This is a genomic window from Dinghuibacter sp., from assembly GCF_035492835.1.
GTDB lineage: Bacteria > Bacteroidota > Bacteroidia > Chitinophagales > Chitinophagaceae > Dinghuibacter.
In genome coordinates this window covers 36,890-55,544 of record NZ_DATJIY010000139.1, presented here as the reverse complement: position 1 = coordinate 55,544, position 18,655 = coordinate 36,890, and the positions used below count along the sequence as shown (strand labels likewise).

The 18,655-nt window shown below is 56.1% G+C and carries 14 protein-coding genes; 7 read left to right on the top strand and 7 right to left on the bottom strand.

The window, feature by feature from the left end; translation table 11 throughout:
* From VL547_RS13070 to VL547_RS13050, 5 genes are all read right to left on the bottom strand, one after another.
* Positions 1 to 596 (bottom strand): hypothetical protein (locus VL547_RS13070; protein ID WP_325578426.1); only part of this gene is annotated, 596 nt, incomplete at its 3' end.
* Positions 597 to 694: 98 nt separating this feature from the next.
* Complete coding sequence (locus tag VL547_RS13065; protein ID WP_325578424.1) at positions 695 to 2,311, bottom strand: SusD/RagB family nutrient-binding outer membrane lipoprotein; 1,617 nt, start codon at positions 2,309 to 2,311, stop codon at positions 695 to 697.
* 18 nt (positions 2,312 to 2,329) lie between these two features.
* Positions 2,330 to 5,992: a SusC/RagA family TonB-linked outer membrane protein gene (locus tag VL547_RS13060; protein ID WP_325578420.1), complete on the bottom strand. Its 3,663-nt coding sequence runs from the start codon at positions 5,990 to 5,992 to the stop codon at positions 2,330 to 2,332.
* A 244-nt stretch (positions 5,993 to 6,236) separates the two neighbouring features.
* Complete coding sequence (locus VL547_RS13055; RefSeq protein WP_325578418.1) at positions 6,237 to 7,340, bottom strand: FecR family protein; 1,104 nt, start codon at positions 7,338 to 7,340, stop codon at positions 6,237 to 6,239.
* A 65-nt stretch (positions 7,341 to 7,405) separates the two neighbouring features.
* Entirely contained in the window at positions 7,406 to 8,005 is a 600-nt protein-coding gene (locus tag VL547_RS13050; protein WP_325578416.1) for a sigma-70 family RNA polymerase sigma factor, read from the bottom strand.
* Positions 8,006 to 8,161: 156 nt separating this feature from the next.
* Here VL547_RS13050 and VL547_RS13045 point away from each other — a divergent pair, with 156 nt between their 5' ends.
* The 7 genes from VL547_RS13045 to VL547_RS13015 all read left to right on the top strand — a co-directional run bounded on the left by VL547_RS13045 (position 8,162) and on the right by VL547_RS13015 (position 14,621).
* Positions 8,162 to 8,794 carry a hypothetical protein gene (locus VL547_RS13045; protein ID WP_325578414.1) on the top strand — a complete coding sequence of 211 codons (633 nt, stop codon included), beginning with the start codon at positions 8,162 to 8,164 and terminating at the stop codon, positions 8,792 to 8,794.
* Positions 8,778 to 9,494: a DUF3307 domain-containing protein gene (locus VL547_RS13040; protein WP_325578412.1), complete on the top strand. Its 717-nt coding sequence runs from the start codon at positions 8,778 to 8,780 to the stop codon at positions 9,492 to 9,494. The genes VL547_RS13045 and VL547_RS13040 overlap by 17 nt, the downstream gene beginning before the upstream one ends.
* Before the next feature lie 12 nt (positions 9,495 to 9,506).
* Positions 9,507 to 10,226 carry a pyridoxine 5'-phosphate synthase gene (locus VL547_RS13035; protein ID WP_325578410.1) on the top strand — a complete coding sequence of 240 codons (720 nt, stop codon included), beginning with the start codon at positions 9,507 to 9,509 and terminating at the stop codon, positions 10,224 to 10,226.
* 9 nt (positions 10,227 to 10,235) lie between these two features.
* Positions 10,236 to 11,156: a LysR family transcriptional regulator gene (locus VL547_RS13030; RefSeq protein ID WP_325578408.1), complete on the top strand. Its 921-nt coding sequence runs from the start codon at positions 10,236 to 10,238 to the stop codon at positions 11,154 to 11,156.
* A 70-nt stretch (positions 11,157 to 11,226) separates the two neighbouring features.
* Entirely contained in the window at positions 11,227 to 12,150 is a 924-nt protein-coding gene (locus VL547_RS13025) for a YeiH family protein (RefSeq protein WP_325578406.1), read from the top strand.
* Between the two features lie 401 nt (positions 12,151 to 12,551).
* On the top strand, positions 12,552 to 13,037 hold the full coding sequence (locus tag VL547_RS13020) for a ribonuclease H-like YkuK family protein (protein ID WP_325578404.1): 486 nt from the start codon (positions 12,552 to 12,554) through the stop codon (positions 13,035 to 13,037).
* 483 nt (positions 13,038 to 13,520) lie between these two features.
* Positions 13,521 to 14,621, top strand: coding sequence for a slipin family protein (locus VL547_RS13015; RefSeq protein ID WP_325578402.1), 1,101 nt, complete (start codon positions 13,521 to 13,523; stop codon positions 14,619 to 14,621).
* Between the two features lie 44 nt (positions 14,622 to 14,665).
* Here the strand turns inward: VL547_RS13015 and porQ are convergent, their stop codons facing one another.
* Together porQ and lon are read right to left on the bottom strand one after the other, a co-directional pair.
* Positions 14,666 to 15,712: a type IX secretion system protein PorQ gene (gene porQ / locus VL547_RS13010; RefSeq protein WP_325578400.1), complete on the bottom strand. Its 1,047-nt coding sequence runs from the start codon at positions 15,710 to 15,712 to the stop codon at positions 14,666 to 14,668.
* Positions 15,713 to 16,219: 507 nt separating this feature from the next.
* Positions 16,220 to 18,619: an endopeptidase La gene (gene lon, locus VL547_RS13005; protein WP_325578398.1), complete on the bottom strand. Its 2,400-nt coding sequence runs from the start codon at positions 18,617 to 18,619 to the stop codon at positions 16,220 to 16,222.
* Positions 18,620 to 18,655: the final 36 nt, after the last annotated feature.

The following is an 18,655-nucleotide window of genomic DNA, read 5'->3' as shown; positions in this document are numbered from 1 at the left end:
CCATAGTCGATATTGGTGAGCGTATCGACCGGCAACAGCTCCCAGCGGATCGTTCCATCCCCGTTGAGGTCCTGGTTGAGCGACACCTCCTCCGCCTCCGTCACCACCACCGCGTATCCCACATTCACCAGGTCGTCGATCATTTCCTGCCACTCGAAGTTGTTGACGAGGTTTTTCGCGCTGCCGCCGGTACCATGACAGAGATACACGATCCCCTTTTGGCTTGCCGGAAAATAGTAGTACACGTTCTTGAGGATGTTCACCCCCCGGATTTGCTCATACTTGAGCGAAAAGGAGACCAGCGACGCCTTGGTGGCAGTCAGCGTCACGTTGGTCGAAGGCATGACAAAGCTGTTGTGCCACTCGCCGGCGTTTTCCAACAATGCGCCGTACCCGGTCCACGCGCCAAACACGCTGTCCGCTGGATTGGCAGTGGACCACACGTTAACGGTGTCGCCGATCTTGTAGGTGCCACCGCCATAGCCGTTGATGACGGTCACGGTGGCGCTGTCGGTGGAGCCCGCGGGCCCCGGAGGCGCGCTTTTTTTGGAACAGGCGCAGAGCAGCGCCAGGAGAGGTAGAGTCAGTTTCTTCATAGAGACTCTATTAACGAAAAAACACGAAAAATAGTATATAAAAATGCCGCCCCCCGGAGGGAGCGGCAGTATCAAAACCTGAACCAACTGAGAAATGTTTATGGCTGCCACCAGACCTTGGTGGTGGAGATGTTTTGGCCACCCATTTTGGTAAGCTGCGCCTCAAAATTATCCTTATTGTTCACGCTTTCGTCCTGCGGATACGTCAACCGGAAGAAATTCGCGAGCGCCGCAGACGGTTGGGCCGCCGGGTCCATCGGCGTATTGCTGGTACGCCGCCAAAGATTGTAGGCCAGCCAGGGTTGGCGGAAAAAGCTCAGCCATTCCTGGGCATATATCTTCGCCACCGCGTCGCTCGCCGACCCGGTGAACGCTACCTTCGGATTAGCCAGCAGGGTGTTCATTTGGGTAGTGCCGGGCGTCGGTGGCGCTACTGGCGCCCATTGAGCCGTTGTATTATTGGTATTGTCCGCGACGTTATACCAGAAATTGACAGAGGAGGTAATACCTGCCTGATATTCGGTATTGGCTGTGGTCAGGCTTTGCGTAACACCCAGGCCGCGGGCATAGGCTTCCGCTTTGAGGAAATGCACTTCGGCTTCGGACATTATAACCTCCGGAATATAGTACTCGTCCCTGACCAGGAACCAATTGAACGGCGAATAAATACAATTATTCTTCAAGGATGAGTCGGTCGCAGACTGGTAGGCGTTCACGGCATCCCCCGTGCTTACCCCTATGGTATAAGGGTTAAACTTCCCGGAGCCGTTCGTTTCTGTAAACAGCCAGGCACGGGGATCGAAGATCTGGGAAGGATTGGTCCCGTCCGCCACCAGATTCCACATGGTACTGCTGATACGGACAAAACCGGTACCGCCCGAAGAAAAACTCCACCATCTGCCCGCCAGATCGAGGCCACCCAGTCTGGTTGGCCAGATGCCCACGTCCTCGCCCGCGCCGATCAGTGGCGCGCTGCCGGAAATGGCGTCCGCGATGATCGGCGTCGCCGTGGCCGGATCCTTTTCCACCATCTGCATCGCATAGCGCAACCGCAGTGAATTGGCAAATTTCAACCACATGCTCATGTCACCGCCAAAAAAAGTGTCATAAATCCCCAGCGAATCGTAGTGATTGCCCGCGGAGGTCATTGGGCTGGTATTTGTATTGATATTCTTGACAGCCCAGGTCAGGTCCGTCATTAAGGAATCATAGATCACCTGTTGGGCGTCATAGGCCGGATGATAATCTGCTGCATCATTCAAGTAGGCATATCCCGCCTTAAAATATGGAATGTCGCCAAATTGGTCGGTGATCCGGAACGTCTTATACGCCCGTAGGATGTATAAAATGGCCTGGACATTACTTTCCGCCTGTTGATCCGGTTTTGCATTTATATACTGCTGGATCAGCCGCATATTTTGCAACGCGGAATAATAATCGGCCCAGATACCATTGATGCCATTTTCCAGCACATAGCCCGACACACTCGTTTCGGCGGCCAGCTGGGTACATTCGTAGTAATAGTCGTTATGCATAGACGCCTGTTCGGTCCAGTTCAGCACCAGGGTACCGATCACCGAGTTCATCAAGGGCGGTATGGATGTCACCGTGGTGGCGTTGTGCGTGGTGTTGAGCTCCGTGAACTTTTTCGTACAGGCGGACAACAATCCGAAACCGACCATCAGGTATATCGATATTTTTATCTTCTGAGTCATCTTGCAATTTGTTTTGTGTTAGAAGGACAATCTTACCTGAGCGCCGAAAGAACGGGTACCGGGCAGTGAAGCGAATTCGATACCTTGAGCATTACCCGCGCCGTTCATCCCTTCAGGGTTGATACGGTCCGGCAACGAACTGTAGATATAGAAAAGGTCGCGACCAACCAGCGAAACCGTGGCTCCCTGGAAGGCATGAGTCCGGCGGACGATCCGGCTTGGGATGGCGTAGCTGACGGACAGTTCCCGGAACTTGTACCAGGTGTCGTTGAGTACCCCCGTGCTGTGGACCCACTGGCTGTTGTTGGGACCGCTGCTCCAAACACCATATTGCATGTATTTGTAATAGTAGTGTACTACGGTCGTGTTCTGCGTACCGTCGCTGTAGTAACCCGGCAGGATGACGCCCCACTTGGTGGCAGTGCCGTCGGGTGTGGTATAAGCCAGGCCACCGCCATCACGTTCCTTCAAAGTCTCCGGCGCCAGACCTTGCTGCATCATCGAGGCATAGGTACCGGACCACATTTGACCACCGATCTTCCAATCGATCAAGGTACTGATCGAGAAACCGCCACCGAAGGTGAAGGTATTGGTCATGCCTCCCCTCCACTTAGGCTGGGCATTGCCGATCGGTACGATCGAGGACGTCGCCTGGTAAAGCGTCCCTTTCATCTGCTGAGCTGTCGCAGCGTCCACGTAAGGATAGTTGGCTTGTATATCTTGCGCGCTCTGCAGCAAACGTTGGTGCGATTTGGGATCATAGACATAGTCATACCCCATGATGGCGCCGAATTCCTTGCCTACAACGGCGGAGATATAGGTTCCACTGGCGCCCCAGATGTTATTCATGTCGTAACGGTCGACCCCGCTCGTCAGGTACAACAGTTTGTTGAAGTTCTTCGACATGTTGACGCTGATATCCCAGGTGAAGTGCCTGGTCTTGACAGGGGTAGCGCGAACGATGGCTTCTATGCCGGAGTTTTGCAACGCCCCGGTACTGATGACGGTACTGGTCGCCCCCGACGATTGCGGTATGGATACCGGCAAAACCTGGTCTACGGATTTGCCATGGTAATAACGTACATCTAAATTGATGCGGTTATCCAGGGCGCCCAATACCACGCCGAAATCCGCCGTAGTGTTGACTTGCGGCTTATAATTAACAGCCGGTATGGACTGCGGAAGGCTGGTGGTCGGCGCGCCCGCGAATGTGCCGCTGGTGAACGTCTGGTTGATCTGGTAAGGCGCTACGTCCAAGGCGCCTTGCGCCCATGCGGCCCGCAGTTTCCCGAAGCTCAGCCACGACGGATGCCAGTTGAGGGCGTCAGTAAATATCCAGCTGGCCGACGCCGAAGGGAAGAAATAGGACCAGTCATTGGACGGAAGCGTCGAAGACCAGTCGTTCCGTGCGGTTATATCCAGGTAAAGGTAGCTCTTATAGGAAAGGTTGAGGAAGCCGTACAAAGAGTTCAATTTTTTGTCCAGCCATTGCTCCGACGGAATCTGGCCCGGTTGCGTCGTACCGATATAGTTCCCCAGGAAAGACAGCCCGCTGTAGTCGTATTGACGACCATTGGTGGTACCGGAGATACCGTACAACGAGCGCTTATAGGCCGTTCCACCTACGGAGAATTTGGCGTTCAGCCCGGACGAGCGGATGTTATCCTTATGCAAGGTAACCAGCCAATCGTAGTTGCTGGCTACGTCTCTCGTCAGGCCGTTTGCGTAGGTGCCCCCGAGCGTACCCGTAGGGTCCGTCGCCGCATTGATCGTCTCATCCTGGTTGTTATTCGCGTCGATCGAAGCCCTGAACATGAAATTCAGGAAGCTGGTTGCATCGTAATTGACCTGGGCAGTCCCGATGAGCTTGTTCCTGGTCACCCATTCATTGTTCATATACGTGTTCCAGTATACATATTGGGCACTCCCGTTTCCAAACCATGGGATTTCCACACCATTTACGGTATACTTATTCTGCGAGCCATCCGGCAGCTGATAGTTGCCGTTGTCCGCCTTCCCGCGGTAATCGCGTCCGTAGGCGTAAATCAGGTTGGACTGGTAGCTGCCTGCCTCGTTGTTACCCAACTGCGGCGCGTTGTGGTACATATTGGTGATGTACGCCACGTTGAACACCACATTGACCTTTTGTGTGAGCTTGGCGGTTGCTCCGAGGTTAAACGTATTTTGATTGTAGCCGGAATTGGGGATGATGGAGGTATTGTCCAGGCGGGTGTACGACGCGCGTAGCGTTCCGAATTCGTTACCCCCGGAGACGGAGACGTTGTGTGTCGTCTGGTAGCCGTTGCGATAGTATTCTTTGATATTATTCGGCTGGGGATTGTCCGGCCGCTCGACACCATCCCACCACTTGATCATCGTGCCGTCCATTTTGTGACCCCAGGACACGCCGGTACCCGGCCAGCTGACCTGGTTCCAGGTATCGATGCCATAGGGACCGGTGCCGGTCTTCTGATCGACGAACAACTGGGTCCATCCGTCGGTAAGGATGGGATTTCCGCTGCCGTCGGTTTGATACTGGGGGGCGTTGAGCGACACCATGCCGCCGGCCCCGTATTCATTCTGCATCTTGATATACCGATAGGGCTGGACGACCTTCCCGGTAAAATTATAATCGACACCCAGACCTTGGCGGCGGGTTCCCTTTTTGGTCGTAATTAGAATTACACCATTGGCTCCGCGACCACCATAAAGCGCAGCGGCAGCGGGCCCCTTCAGCACCGACATATCCTCGATGTCTTCGGGGTTCATGAGGTTGATCGCACTACCCCAGTCTTTCGGCTGGGTGACATCGTCCGCGGCAGAACTGAAAGAATTGTCCATGGGCATACCGTCGACGACGATCAGCGGCTGGTTGTCTCCATTGATGGAGTTGTTCCCTCCAATAATGATCCTGGTGCTGCCGCCGTCAACCCCATTGGACTGGGTAATATTGACGCCGGCCATTTTGCCTTCCAAGGCGTTAACGACATTAGGCGCATTGGACTTGGTCAACTCCCCGCCGCCGATCTGCTCCTCGGAAAAACCAATGGATCGCGTGCTGCGTTTGATACCGAGGGCGGTCACAACGACTTCGCCAATCTCGCTTTTGCCTTCTTCCATTTTAACCGCGATTTCCGTCTCTTTCCCGACTATAGTCTTGGCGTTGGCATAACCCACTTCCGAAATGATCAGGACATCCCCTTCCTTGGCGTCGATTTCAAAGCGACCTTGCACATCCGTTACGGTTCCGCGCTTTGTCCCCTGGACCATGACGTTGGCCCCCGCTACCGGCGCCCCGTTCTTATCGGTGACGATCCCTTTCAAAAGCGGTTTTTGGAATACGGATGGATCATATGGCGCCCGCACCTCCACTTTTTTCAATATTATTTGGTCGTTTACTACCTCATAACGGATACTCAACGGATTCAACAGCCCGTTCAGCACATTCTTGAGGTCTTCATTTTTGGCTTCTACGTCCACACGCCCCTGGCCGGCCACCAACCGGCTGTCGTAGGTGAACTTCACTCCCGCGGCCTGTTCGATATTATGGAGCACTCTTTTGAGCGTCTGCCCCGTTTCGGAAAGCGATATCCGGCGCTCGAGGATACCCTGCCCACTCCCCGCGGATGCACTCAGGGCGAAACCTCCCACCAGCAGCAATTGAAACAGACTCATTCTCATAAGCAATCTACATGTTAGGTGGTACTTTGTACAATTGTTCATAACTTTAATCAGGTTGTTGTAGTGACAAATAGGAAATACAATGACCTTCTCTCCTGTTTATGCCTTCCGGGGTCCAATCTGTCGGGCATAAGGAGAGTCAAAACCTGGTGGCGGTTTCCGCCATCAGTTTTTTTTGGGGTATACTAAGGGGATGAATTTGGATAGACAGGCATAAGCAACTCGATTTTGATTACGTTTTGGTTTATGGTGCGCAGTGACCGCCTTCGACGATAATGGAGTCGCCTTCGGTGTGGTAGCTGGCATTGATGGCCACGCAGATAATGGATAATTTGTCGTCCAACGTCTCTTCCTCCAGCGAGGTCGTGAGGCGGCAAGCACTTAGGCTTTCCTTGTTGTATTGTATATGAATATGATACCGTTCTTCTAATTTCTGCAGGATGTCCGTGACCGGTATGTCGTCAAAGACGAGGGGTTCGGTCTTTTCTACCGGTGGTATCAATTGCTCGTCCGCTTTGGACTGGAAGGAAAGGCTGTTTCCCTTCTTATGGAAAACCGCCTCCTGGTGGGGCAGGAGCACGCAAAAGGCCGGCTGGCCGTTGTCGAAGTCCTCTTGTTTGTACACGGATACCTTGCCGGTCCGCACGACTACATGCTCATCTTCCTGTTCCGGGTTATCGATTACCCGGAAGCTGGTGCCAAGCACTCGTGTAACGAGGCCTCCGGAGTGCACCAGGAATGGACGGCGGGCATCCCGGGCGATGTCGAAGAACGCATTCCCTTCCAGCGTCACTTCTCTGCTCATCGGGCTTAAAAAGCGTGCATATGACAGGGTGCTCCCGGGCTCCAGGGTAATGACACTGCCATCCACGAGGTATACCCGTTGGGGTTTTCCGGTAGTGTTGTTGTAGGTCAATATGGAATTGCCCGAAGGCGCAAGGTTGGCGATCGCCGGGGCAACCGGGTTGTCGGATTTGGACCGCTGGCCGGCGTACCAAAGGAGCCCGGCGGAAACCACGAGTACCGTAAGTGTCGCCGCGACCGCCCACCAGGGGGAGCGGGCCTTGGACTGGAAGAGCCGGTTGACGGCCTCAGCCTGCATTTCCGCTTGCACGCTTTTCCAAATGTCCTCGGTGATCATTTCCCGGCGCAGGGCTGAACGGCCGGTGAGTGAGGAGGACCGCTGGAGACGGCTCAGGATGTCCCTGGCCTGGGCTACCGTTCGCGCCCGGTCCTGGTCGTTACCGACCCACGCCTTCCAGTGGCGGTCGGAGATCGCATTGGGATGCAGCACCCAATGGACGAAGGTCTCGTTTTCGAGCAGTGACCAGCAGTCTTTCTCATGCATATACTTATATATGACGAGGCCGCACGGCTTATACTCGTTTGTGACGGACTTTTTTTAAGTTTTTTTTAACTGTGGCCCAGAAGGGCCACAAAAACAGCCCATATGATCGGAAGGATGGGCTCCCGGATATATTGCCGGATGGTTTGCAGGCTGCGGTGGATGAGGTTGGCGGCCGACTGGTATTGAAGGTTCATCAGGGACGCGATCTCCTGGTTGGAAAAACCCTGGAAAAACCGGAGGTGAATGATTTCCTGCTGGCGTTTGGGGAGTTTTTCGATCGCCTCGTGCAGGTATCGGGCGGTAAGGTGTTCCTGCTCCTCGTTGAGCAGCCGGCTCTCCACCGATTCTTCCCAAGGGTTGGCCCCGTCGATCGGGACGGCGCTGGCGGTTTGCTGATGATAACGGATCATCTTATACCTCAAGGCCTTGAAGAGATAGAACTTTACGCTGTCCGTTACGCTCAGGCGCTCCCTGGACCGCCAGATCTCGATGAACAGGTCTTGTACTATGTCTTTCAGGGCGTCTTCACCCATCCCCATTTTTTCGCCGTAGTGTAACAGGTCTCCTACGTATTTCCGGTAGAGCGCTTCAAAAGCATCCTCTTTCCCCTGCTTCATCAGCAGCCAGAGCGCAGCGTCGTCCTGGTGTGGGATAAGAGATGGCATGCAGTTAATTTACTAAACTTTGATGCAATATCCGATTATTCTGTTTATTCTACTGCACATCCAAATTATAAGGCCATAGCCTTATATTTGCTATTTATAAGATCACAGCCTTATATTGACTCATTATAAGCTTATAACCTTATATTTGTTACAAAAATGGAAACCAAGGCCGCCGTTCTGACCGGAGATATCGTCCAATCCTCCCACTTGGGGATGGAAGTGCGGGAGCAGCTGCCCGACGCTCTTTACGGCGTATTCGGCAGGCTACGGCACATTATACCTTCCTTCGAGGCGGAACAATACCGGGGGGACAGCTTCCAGGCTATCATCACAGACCGGCCCGAAGCATCGCTCAAGGCCCTGATGTTTATCTATACTGAACTTCATCTTCAACAATACGGTGTCCGAATCTCCCTTGGACTGGGGACGGTCTCCTTCGATAGCGGTAGCATCGTCACTTCCGACGGAAGCGCCTTCCAGCGATCCGGCCCCGCCCTGGACGAACTCAAAAAGAAAAACCGGCGCCTCGCCATCGTCGGTCCTTCGGACTCCTTCAACCAGGAATGGAACGTCCACGCCCTATCGTTGGACTATCTCCTGGAGCGTTGGACGCGTCCCCAGGCCGAGGCCGTGCTGGGGCAACTGGAGGGGTTGACCCAGGAGGAGACCGCCCGACGGCTCCACATCAAACAACCTGCCGTCCAGCAACGCCTCCAGGCGGTAGGCTGGCCCGTAATGGAGGCTATCCTGGAAAGATTTGTACCTTCCATACATGGTACTCTTTTTTAAATGGATCTGCGCGCACCTGCTGGGTGATTTTACGTTCCAGTCCAGGAAAATGGTGGAGCACAAGCGACTCTACAAAGCCCGGTCAGGCTACCTGTATCTGCATGTGGGTATCCACGCTTTTTTGATCTATCTCTTCACCGGCTGGTGGACCTGCTGGCCCCTTCCCCTGGCCGTGGGCGTCAGCCATTTCGTCATCGACCTTTGGAAACTCTACCGGAAGGACACCCTCTTCTACTTCCTGATCGACCAGGCCCTCCACATACTCGTCCTGGTTGGCCTCTGGTGGTACTTCCAGCCGCCCCTGCGTGACGAGCTGATGTCGCGGGTCCGGACTATCGTCGAAACCCCCTCCTTCTGGCTCGTGCTTTCCGCCTACATTTTCACTATATGGCCCTGCGCCCTCCTGCTGGGCTACCTGACCCGACGCTGGAGGGACATGATCCCCAACCATAGCAGCAGCATGGGCGAGGCCGGCCGCTGGATTGGCATTTTTGAGCGGCTGCTCGTGCTCACCTTTATCCTGGTGGGGCACTACGAGGGGATTGGCTTCCTGATCGCCGCCAAATCGATCCTGCGCTTTGGCGAAATAAAAGGCGCTGACAGCCGGGCCGAAACCGAATACATCCTCATCGGGACCCTCATGAGTTTCAGCGCCTCCATTTTAACCGGCCTGGTATGCCATTATCTGCTCGTGAATTAAGACCTTTGCGCCATGACCAGGCTCTCCGTCAATATCAACAAGATCGCCACCCTCCGCAACAGCCGGGGCGGCAATAATCCCGATCTGATCAAGGCCGCCCTCGACTGCGAGCGCTTCGGGGCCGAAGGCATCACCGTCCACCCCCGCCCCGACGAGCGTCATATCCGCTACGCCGACGTGCGTGCGCTGAAAGACGTCCTGACCACGGAATTCAATATAGAAGGCAACTGCGCCGAGCAAAAATTCATCGACCTCGTCCTCGAGGTCCGACCCGCCCAGGTGACCCTCGTCCCCGACGCCGAAGGCCAGCTCACCTCCGACCATGGCTGGGACACCATCCGGCACCGGAACTACCTGGTCGGCGTGATAAAGGTCTTCAGGGACGCCGGTATCCGCACCTCCATCTTTGTCGACCCGGTCGTCGCGATGGTCGAGGGCGCCGCCGAAACCGGCACGGACCGTATCGAGCTCTATACCGCCGAATACGCCCATCGCTACCACGAAGACAAGGCCGCCGCCGTGGCTCCCTTTGCCGCCGCCGCCCGCCGCGCCCTGGAGCTGGGCCTCGGTCTCAATGCCGGCCACGACCTGGATCTCCACAACCTACACTGGTTCGCCAAAGAGGTCCCGGGGCTCGAGGAAGTATCCATCGGGCACGCTCTGATCAGCGATGCGCTGTATTTGGGTTTGGAAAACACGATCCAATTGTACCGGCGTCAACTGCAAATGTAAAAACCGCCCATGTCCGATTTCCGGCTTCAGGTCTTCTACAGCGTCGCCACCCTGGGCAGCTTCACCAAGGCAGCCGAGGCCTTGTACATCACCCAGCCCGCCGTCACCAAACACATCCGGGAGCTCGAGACCCAATGGGGCCTCCCCCTGTTCGAGCGAAAGGGACAGACCATACGCCTCACCGAAGCCGGCGAAGTCGTCCGTCAGTATGCCGAACGGATTTTCGACGCCTACCGGGGGATCGAATTCGACCTGGGAACCCTCAAGCAACAGCTGTCCGGCCGGCTCCGGCTCGGCGCCAGCACCACCATTGCCCAATACGTCCTCCCGCCTACCCTGGCGCAGTTCAACCGGCGTTTCCCGGACGTCCGCGTCAGCCTTATCAACGAGAACAGCGGCATCGTCGAAGGCGCCGTCCTCGCCCGGGAGATCGACCTGGGGCTCGTAGAAAACAGCTCCCGTAACAAGGCCCTCCGCTATACGCCCTTTATGGACGACGAGCTCGTCCTGGTCACTTCCACCCATCATGGGCTGTACAAAAAGGTCCCTTTGTCGCTAAAGACCTTGACCGGTCTGCCACTTGTCCTCCGCGAGAAGGGCAGCGGCACTCTCGAGGTAATCGAAAAATTCCTGCGCGCCCAGGGCTACACGCTCCGCGACCTGGACGTTAAACTGTACCTAGGTACCAGCGAAGGGATCAAAAGCTACCTCTACGCCTCCAATTGCTGTAGCATCCTGTCGATAAAAACCGTCGCCCCCGAAGTCGCCGCCGGCCGGCTGCGCGTGCTCGACATCGAAGATTGCCGGCTCACGCGGCAGCTATCGTTCGTGCACCTGCAGGGGCAGGCGGAGCCATTGCCGGCGCTATTTATGCAGTTCGCGCTCCGCGCGATGGGCCACCCGGGGCCTGGGCCGGTGGCCGTCCCATAACTTCCGGTTATATCGCATCACGCTTTCGAATGAGCGCCGCCCTCAAACCCGCGGTAGCTTTGTCATCGCTATGATACGAAAGCTTCTTTTCCTTGCCGCCGCCGCGTGTTGCCTGTTGCCCTTCATGGACGCCGGCCTCGCCCTCCTGCTCGGCTTTGCCGTTGCGCTCGCCGGTCCTCACCCCTATCCCACCCAACACAAGGTCTGGTCCCACTATCTGTTACAGGTATCCGTCGTAGGTCTCGGCTTTGGCCTCAACGTCCACAGCGCCATCCAGGCCGGGCGATCGGGTCTGCTGCTGACCGTGGCCTCCATTTCCATCGCGCTTGCCTTCGGTCTGTGGTTCGGCGCCCGTCTTCACCTTGGCCGCAAAGCCACCTATCTTATCTCCGCCGGGACCGCCATCTGCGGTGGCAGCGCCATCGCCGCCATCGCGCCGCTGGTCGGCGCAAAAGAGTCCGACATGTCGATCTCCATGGGCACCGTCTTTCTCCTGAACGCGGTCGCGCTTTTCCTCTTCCCCTGGATCGGTCACTTGTTACACCTCAGCGACACCCAGTTCGGTCTATGGGCCGCCATCGCCATCCACGACACCAGCAGCGTGATCGGCGCCGCCAGCCGCTACAGCCCGCAATCCGTGGAGATCGCAACTACCGTCAAGCTGGCCCGGGCACTCTGGATCATCCCGGTCAGCCTGGTGACCCTGATCGTGATGCGCAGCACTAGCGGCGCCCAACAGCAGCGCCTCCGCATCCCCTGGTTTATCTTCATCTTTATCGGCGTCGTGATCGTCAACACCTTCGTTCCCTTTGCGCGAGTCCTGGCGCCCGTCTGTCTCTCGCTGGCCAAACACGGCCTCGTGCTTACCCTCTTTCTTATCGGAAGCAGTCTTTCGCCAAAGGTCATCCGGTCCACCGGCGGACGGCCGCTCCTGTTGGGCATCAGCGTTTGGATGCTCATCGCCGTCGGGTCGCTTTCCGCGATTCTTTGGTAATTTTTTTTGCGAAAGTTTGGCATTGTCAAAAAAATAATCCCATCTTTGCGTTGTCAAAAAACAATACATCATGTTACACATGTCCATACATATTCAAAAACGGAATTGGTTCGCGCCCCTGGAGGTCCGTACCAGTACCGGTTTTGCGGGGCATGCGCCATGCTGTAGTTAAGTATATCACACTTCACTAAAACATACGCCCCGCACAAAATGCGGGGTTTTTTATTTGCATGGATCGAGAACGAAAAAAAATAAATATCGCCCTTACACCCGGGACTTCGCCCCAGCGGAGCCCATGGCCGTGGCATGCACGATTGGAATGACGCGTAAGCTAACCATCCCCATATCGAAGCCCGGTCCCAAAAAGACCGGGCTTTTTTTATTCAAGTAAAACAGGAACCATGGAACAGACACAGCACTGGAGAAAACTCGACGGCACGCGGATCAAAGGCCCGATCGAAGACGAGATCAGGAGCGTACTGGTGCGGGAAAAACAAGCAGGACACGAGCTCAAAGTGTGCATCGGCACCGACAGCCAGGTCAAGGGTAGCGACATCGACTTCGCCACGGTGATCGTTTTTATCCGCAAGGGTAAGGGGGGATTTATGTACATCGCCGACCGGACCTTACGGAAAAAGATGAGCATCAAGGAGAGGATGTTGACCGAAGTCGCGTCCAGCGTGGACCTCGCCTACCGGCTGACAAGGCTCTTCACCCTCTACGGGGTGGACATGGAGGTGCACGCCGACATCAACACCAACCCGTCCTTCAAGAGCAACGACGCCCTGAAGGAATCCATGGGGTACATCCTCGGGATGGGCTTTGCATTCAAAGCCAAACCCGACGCATTCGCATCCTCGAGCTGCGCCAACAAGATGGTGCAGTGAGATATAAGAGCTTCCCTCACGGGAAGATGGGATTAATACCCGCAAAAAGCAACCCGGGCAAGGGTCTCCGATGGCCCTGCAGTGCGGCGGTCGTAACCGGCCGTATGCTGTTGCCGAGCGATGTTCTTCCCACCACAGGATCTGTGTGTCGAGGGTTCGACTCCCTTACCGTTACGCACGGTTAGCTCAGTTGGTTAGAGCAACAGACGCCGCGAGGCTCTACGGAAGTACGCCGCTTCCCTTCAAATGGCGATCGATTAAAGACGGCTCCGCAGGCCGGCCGGGTGACGAGTGAATGTGTGAAGGAAAAACGGCAGTCCTCCGGGCGCCTGCGGGTTGCAAACGCTTCCGCGCGGCTCGGTGCGTGCGCGCACCATGCCCCCGCGGCAGCTCCTGCGGCCCCCGCAACCGGCGGATGGCAGGCGGAGCCGGACTTTATGTTTTTTGTAAAATGTTTTTTGTAAAAATTAAAAACCATACACCATGAAAAGGGTAAACATCAACGCCTACCAGGTAGGCCTTTTGTTCCGGAAGGGCACTTACCAGCGGATGCTGGCCAAGGGTGGTTACTGGTTGTGGTCCGACATGCAGGTCTATATCTACGAAAGGACCCAGCCACTGGTCGCCCCGGTCGAGCTCAACATCCTGTTGGAAGACCCGGAGCTCAAAGAAGCGCTCCACATAGTGGAAGTCAGGGACAACGAAATCGTGTTGTTGTACGCCAATGGCTTGCTGAGCCAGGTCCTGACGCCGGGCCGTTACGCGTACTGGAAGCAACCGGTCGCCTATAGCTTCGTTCGCGCGGACCTCAGCAAGATCGACGTCACCGAACCGATCAGCCGTATGACGCTGATGAGCAAGCTGGTGGCGCCCTACGTCCGTAGCTACTCCCTGGAAAACAGCGAAAAAGGGGTGCTTTTTGTCGACGGCCGGTATGACCGGACACTGTCCGGCGGCGTCTACTGCTGGTGGAAGAACGACGTTTCCATCCATGTAGGTAAAGTCGACACGCGTCAGCAGCAGCTGGAGATCAACGGCCAGGAAATCCTGACCCGCGACAAGGCCGGTCTGAGGATAAACGCCTGGGCGCAGTACCGGGTCGTCGACGTCGAAAAAGCGCTGTTATCCAACAAGGAATACGACAAGCAATTGTACGTGGCCTTCCAGCTGGCGCTCCGCGAATACGTCGGCGGTCTCGGTTTCGACGATCTGCTGGAAAAACGGGACAGCATCGCGCCTGTGATCCTGGCAGCCGTTCGTGACAACGCGGAAAAACTCGGCGTCACCGTCCTCAACTTCGGGATCAGGGACATCGTCCTCCCCGGAGACGTGAAGGACATCATGAACCAGGTACTGGTTGCTGAAAAAAAGGCCCAGGCCGGCATGATCCTCCGCAGGGAAGAAACCGCCAGCACGCGGAGCCTGTTGAACACCGCGCGTCTGCTCGAAGACAGCCCCATGCTCTACAAGCTCAAGGAGATGGAGCACCTCGAAAAGATCGCCGACAAGATCGGCGAGATCACGCTCACCAACAGCGGCGGCGTCGTGGACCAGCTCCGGCAGATCCTCACTCCCGCCAAATAAAAAACCCGGCGCCTTTAGCGTCGGGTTTTGTCATATACGACCACCTATCGCTTCCTCCCAAAATACCGCTCCAGCGGCACCCCCACCCCAACCTGGTTAAACCCGGAATTGCTTTGATAGGACGTGCGAGCATAGCGAAAGGTCACCTGCGGCAGCAAAAGCCCCACCCCAAACGAAACGCCGGTCAACCCGTTCGGGGCGCCGGCTACCGACAGCTGCTCGCGCAGCAAATAGTTGTAACCCAGCGATACTTCGATATAGCGCGAGGCGTAGAGTTGCGCCCCAAAGATGACGTGCTCCAGCAGGTGCCGGCCAAAACCCTGTTTGGGCGTAACGCCCGTCGCGGCATTGAAAGCGGAATCCGAATATTCCAGGTTCCATTCATGCAGGTGCTGGAAGGTCAGTGAAAATTGCAGCGGCGCCTGGAGCAGCCGTTTCGAAATGCCGGCGCGCAGGTCGAAGGGCAGCTCCTCCTTTCCCGCCCCTTCGTAGCTCCGTAGCTGCGTACCCATGTTGGCCGCGACCAGGCCAAACTGCCAGCCTTTTTCCGGCACCTCGTAATTCACCCCGACGTCGGCCGCCAACCCGCTGCTCCTATACGGCCCCAGGTCCGAGCCGATGAACTTCATGGTGAAACCGTAATGCCAGTTGTCCAGATACGCTCCCGCTACCGTCCCCTGGACTACATAATCATGCGGCCGGAAATCCCCCAGTATATTCCCCGAAGGATCGGTCTGGGTCACCGTCCCGTAGTCCACAAACATCGCCCCGAGCGCAAAGTTCAACCCCGAAGCCTCGTGATGATACCCCACCATCCAGTGGTAATCGTTTACACCCGCCAGCTCCGCGGTAAAAACCGCCGCCATCTGCCCCCCCATGGAATCCCTCAACAACGCCGGCTGCGCAAAAGCCATCGTCACATCGTTCCCCGAATTCGACACGTTCACCCCCCCGAGCGCGCTCACCTGCGCCCCCGCCCCCTCATTCAAAAACGTAAACACCGCCTGCCCCCCCAACGTCTGCGCCGCAGTGCGATCGGCTCCGCCAACCGCGCCGCACAAGACGATTCCCCAAAGCAGCCACTTCCGCATACCCTTCAAATATAAAGAATCATCCCGCGCCCCGCGCGCACCCCCCCGCCCCCCAAAAAATGTACGATGCATCAGAATGCCTCGCCCTCGATGCGAACCCGCGCCGCAGGCCGCGGGTAATAGTCACCCCCCCGCCCACGCGACCCAAAGCAGAGCGCCCCGTTAGGGGGGATTACAAAGGGGGGCCGCAGGGCCCCCCTTTGTCGCAACGCATATGATGTTTTTGGCCGGACCCTTAAGTTTCAAGAGAGAAGGGTCCGGCCGAAAACAACATTCCCCCATAGACATGGGGGAATCTCTTTAACCCTTAAAACAACCAACATGAAAAATTTTCTGAATTACACAATATTAGCAACAATCAAACCAATTAAGATGGTTTATTTTGTTATTTTTTTCTAAACGGTCCGTCACCGGGGCGGCTCGGCCCACAACAGATGGGCGACTCACCCTGCGACCGACCGGCCCCAAAAAGGGCGCCGGTCCTTCCATGCAATCGGTTGCTAAATCTCATCCCAACGCTGTTTCCAACACTTGTTGCATTGTCCGGACATAGTGAAAGGTCATGCCCTCGATGAATTCTGAATTTATATCCGCAACGTCCCTTTCGTTCTGCCAACATAAAATTAACTCTTTTATTCCAGCCCGCTTAGCGGCCAACACTTTTTCTTTGATGCCGCCCACGGGGAGGACCTGGCCGCGCAGGGTGATTTCTCCGGTCATGGCAAGATAGGGTTTGACCTTCTGGCCCGTAAACGCGCTTACGATGGACGTAAGCATCGTGATCCCCGCGCTCGGACCGTCCTTGGGGACCGCCCCTTCGGGTACGTGGACATGGATGTTACGCTTCGCAAATAACTCAGGATCAATATTAAACTTCTTGCCGTGGGCCTGGATATAGGTGAGGGCGGTGCTGGCGCTTTCCTTCATGACGTTTCCGAGGTTACCCGTCAGCTTGAGCTCGCCCTTACCCTCGCTCAGCAGCGTCTCGATAAATAAGATGTCCCCACCGACATACGTCCAGGCAAGACCCACGGCCACGCCGGGGAGCTGGGCTGTTTTATAGAGCTCGTTGTTATACCGCGGCTTGCCGAGGATTTTGGCGATGTCCGCGCTCGACAGCGTCGGCTTGCTCTTCCCGGTCAGGGCAAACGACATGGCCAGCGACCGCATGATCGCGGCCAGCTGACGGTCGAGCTCCCGCACGCCGGATTCCCGGGTGTATTCTTCGATGACCTTTTCCAGGACCTTGTCGCCAGCCTTGACGGGCAGGCCTTTTAACCCATGGGCTTCCTTTTGTTTCGGGAAAAGGTGACGCTGGGCGATCTCGATTTTTTCCTCCACCGCGTACCCGCTGAGCTCGATGATCTCGAGGCGGTCGCGGAGCGCCGGTTGGATGTCGTTCATTGAATTGGCGGTGGCGATGAACAGCACCTTCGACAGGTCGTATTCGAGCTCAAGGTAGTTATCGTAAAAGGTGTGGTTTTGTTCGGGGTCCAGCACCTCCAATAAAGCGCTCGACGGATCGCCCCGGAAGTCCTTGCCGATCTTGTCGATCTCGTCCAGGATCATCACCGGGTTGGAGGTCTTGATTTTCCGCAGGGCCTGGACGACACGTCCGGGCATGGCGCCGATATAGGTTTTTCGGTGACCGCGGATCTCGCTTTCATCGTGGAGACCGCCGAGGCTGAGCCGGACGTATTTACGGCCGATGGCGCTGGCGATGCTGCGTCCCAGGGAGGTCTTCCCGATACCGGGGGGCCCCACGAAACACAGGATCGGGCTCTTCATATCGCCCTTCAACTTAAGCACCGCGAGGTATTCCAGGATGCGTTCCTTGATCTTCGCCATGCCATAGTGGTCTGCGTCGAGCACCTGCTTGGCCTTGCGCAGGTCATAGGCGTCTTCGGTATGCTCGTCCCAGGGAAGGTCGAGCAGCAAGTCGAGGTGGTTGAACACCACGGAATAGTCGGGCGTGCTCGGGTGCATCCGTTCGAGCCGTTCGATGCCCTTGTCAAAAGCCTCTTTAGCATACAGCGGCCACTTCTTGTTTTCCGCCCGCTTCTGCATTTCCTTGACCTCGCGTTCGTTGCTGTCGCCTCCGAGCTCCTCTTTGATGCTCTTCATCTGCTGTTGCAGGAAGTACTCCCGCTGCTGCTTGTCGAGTTCGGACTTGGTCTTCTTCGTCACCTGATTTTTGAGCTCGGCAAACTGTAGCTCCCGGTTGAGGTAATTCAGCAGGGTCGCCGCCCTCTCCTCTAAATCATTTGTTTCCAGCAATTTTTGTTTCTCCAACAACTCGCTGTTGAGGTTGCTGGAGACAAAATGGATCAGAAAAGCGGGGTTCTCGATGTTCCTCAGGATCACCGCCGCCTCGGATGGCATATTGGGTGTCAGCTGGATGATCTGGCTGGCCAGGTCGCGGATCGAATCTATGGACGCCTCGAACTGCCGGTCCTGGGGAGCCGCCGGCTCTTCCAGCAAATTGACCCGGGCCGTGAAGTAGGGTTCTTCCCGGAGGAATTCCCGGACGCCAAAACGCTTCTTCCCCTGGATAATGACGGTCGTCCCACCATCCGGCATCTTGATCAGCTTGATGACCTTTGCCACCGTCCCGACTTTTTCCAGGTCCTGCGTACCGGGGTCTTCTACGCTACTGTCTTTTTGCGCCAATACCCCTACCAATTTGTCAGTTTTATAGGCGTCGTTGACAGCCTTGATGCTCTTATCCCTGCCTACAGTTATCGGTAGCACTACCCCCGGGAACAGCACCGTATTCCTCAGCGGCAGCAATGGTAGCTGCTCCGGCACATCTGTATCGTCGTCCTTTTCCCCGTCCGCATCCAATGGGATTATCGGCAGGAATTCCATATCATTCTCCGGAGAAGCGTAAAAATCGGCTAAAGTCATAGTTGGTCATTATGTCACCCACCCCAAAAAAAACGG

What these genes read in the sequence shown, in the direction of transcription:
- VL547_RS13065 (WP_325578424.1), bottom strand. Translation starts at nt 2,311, where the DNA reads ATGACTCAGAAGATAAAAATATCGATATACCTGATGGTCGGTTTCGGA.
- VL547_RS13060 (WP_325578420.1), bottom strand. Translation starts at nt 5,992, where the DNA reads ATGAGAATGAGTCTGTTTCAATTGCTGCTGGTGGGAGGTTTCGCCCTG.
- VL547_RS13055 (WP_325578418.1), bottom strand. Translation starts at nt 7,340, where the DNA reads ATGCATGAGAAAGACTGCTGGTCACTGCTCGAAAACGAGACCTTCGTC.
- VL547_RS13050 (WP_325578416.1), bottom strand. Translation starts at nt 8,005, where the DNA reads ATGCCATCTCTTATCCCACACCAGGACGACGCTGCGCTCTGGCTGCTG.
- VL547_RS13045 (WP_325578414.1), top strand. Translation starts at nt 8,162, where the DNA reads ATGGAAACCAAGGCCGCCGTTCTGACCGGAGATATCGTCCAATCCTCC.
- VL547_RS13040 (WP_325578412.1), top strand. Translation starts at nt 8,778, where the DNA reads ATGGTACTCTTTTTTAAATGGATCTGCGCGCACCTGCTGGGTGATTTT.
- VL547_RS13035 (WP_325578410.1), top strand. Translation starts at nt 9,507, where the DNA reads ATGACCAGGCTCTCCGTCAATATCAACAAGATCGCCACCCTCCGCAAC.
- VL547_RS13030 (WP_325578408.1), top strand. Translation starts at nt 10,236, where the DNA reads ATGTCCGATTTCCGGCTTCAGGTCTTCTACAGCGTCGCCACCCTGGGC.
- VL547_RS13025 (WP_325578406.1), top strand. Translation starts at nt 11,227, where the DNA reads ATGATACGAAAGCTTCTTTTCCTTGCCGCCGCCGCGTGTTGCCTGTTG.
- VL547_RS13020 (WP_325578404.1), top strand. Translation starts at nt 12,552, where the DNA reads ATGGAACAGACACAGCACTGGAGAAAACTCGACGGCACGCGGATCAAA.
- VL547_RS13015 (WP_325578402.1), top strand. Translation starts at nt 13,521, where the DNA reads ATGAAAAGGGTAAACATCAACGCCTACCAGGTAGGCCTTTTGTTCCGG.
- porQ (WP_325578400.1), bottom strand. Translation starts at nt 15,712, where the DNA reads ATGCGGAAGTGGCTGCTTTGGGGAATCGTCTTGTGCGGCGCGGTTGGC.
- lon (WP_325578398.1), bottom strand. Translation starts at nt 18,619, where the DNA reads ATGACTTTAGCCGATTTTTACGCTTCTCCGGAGAATGATATGGAATTC.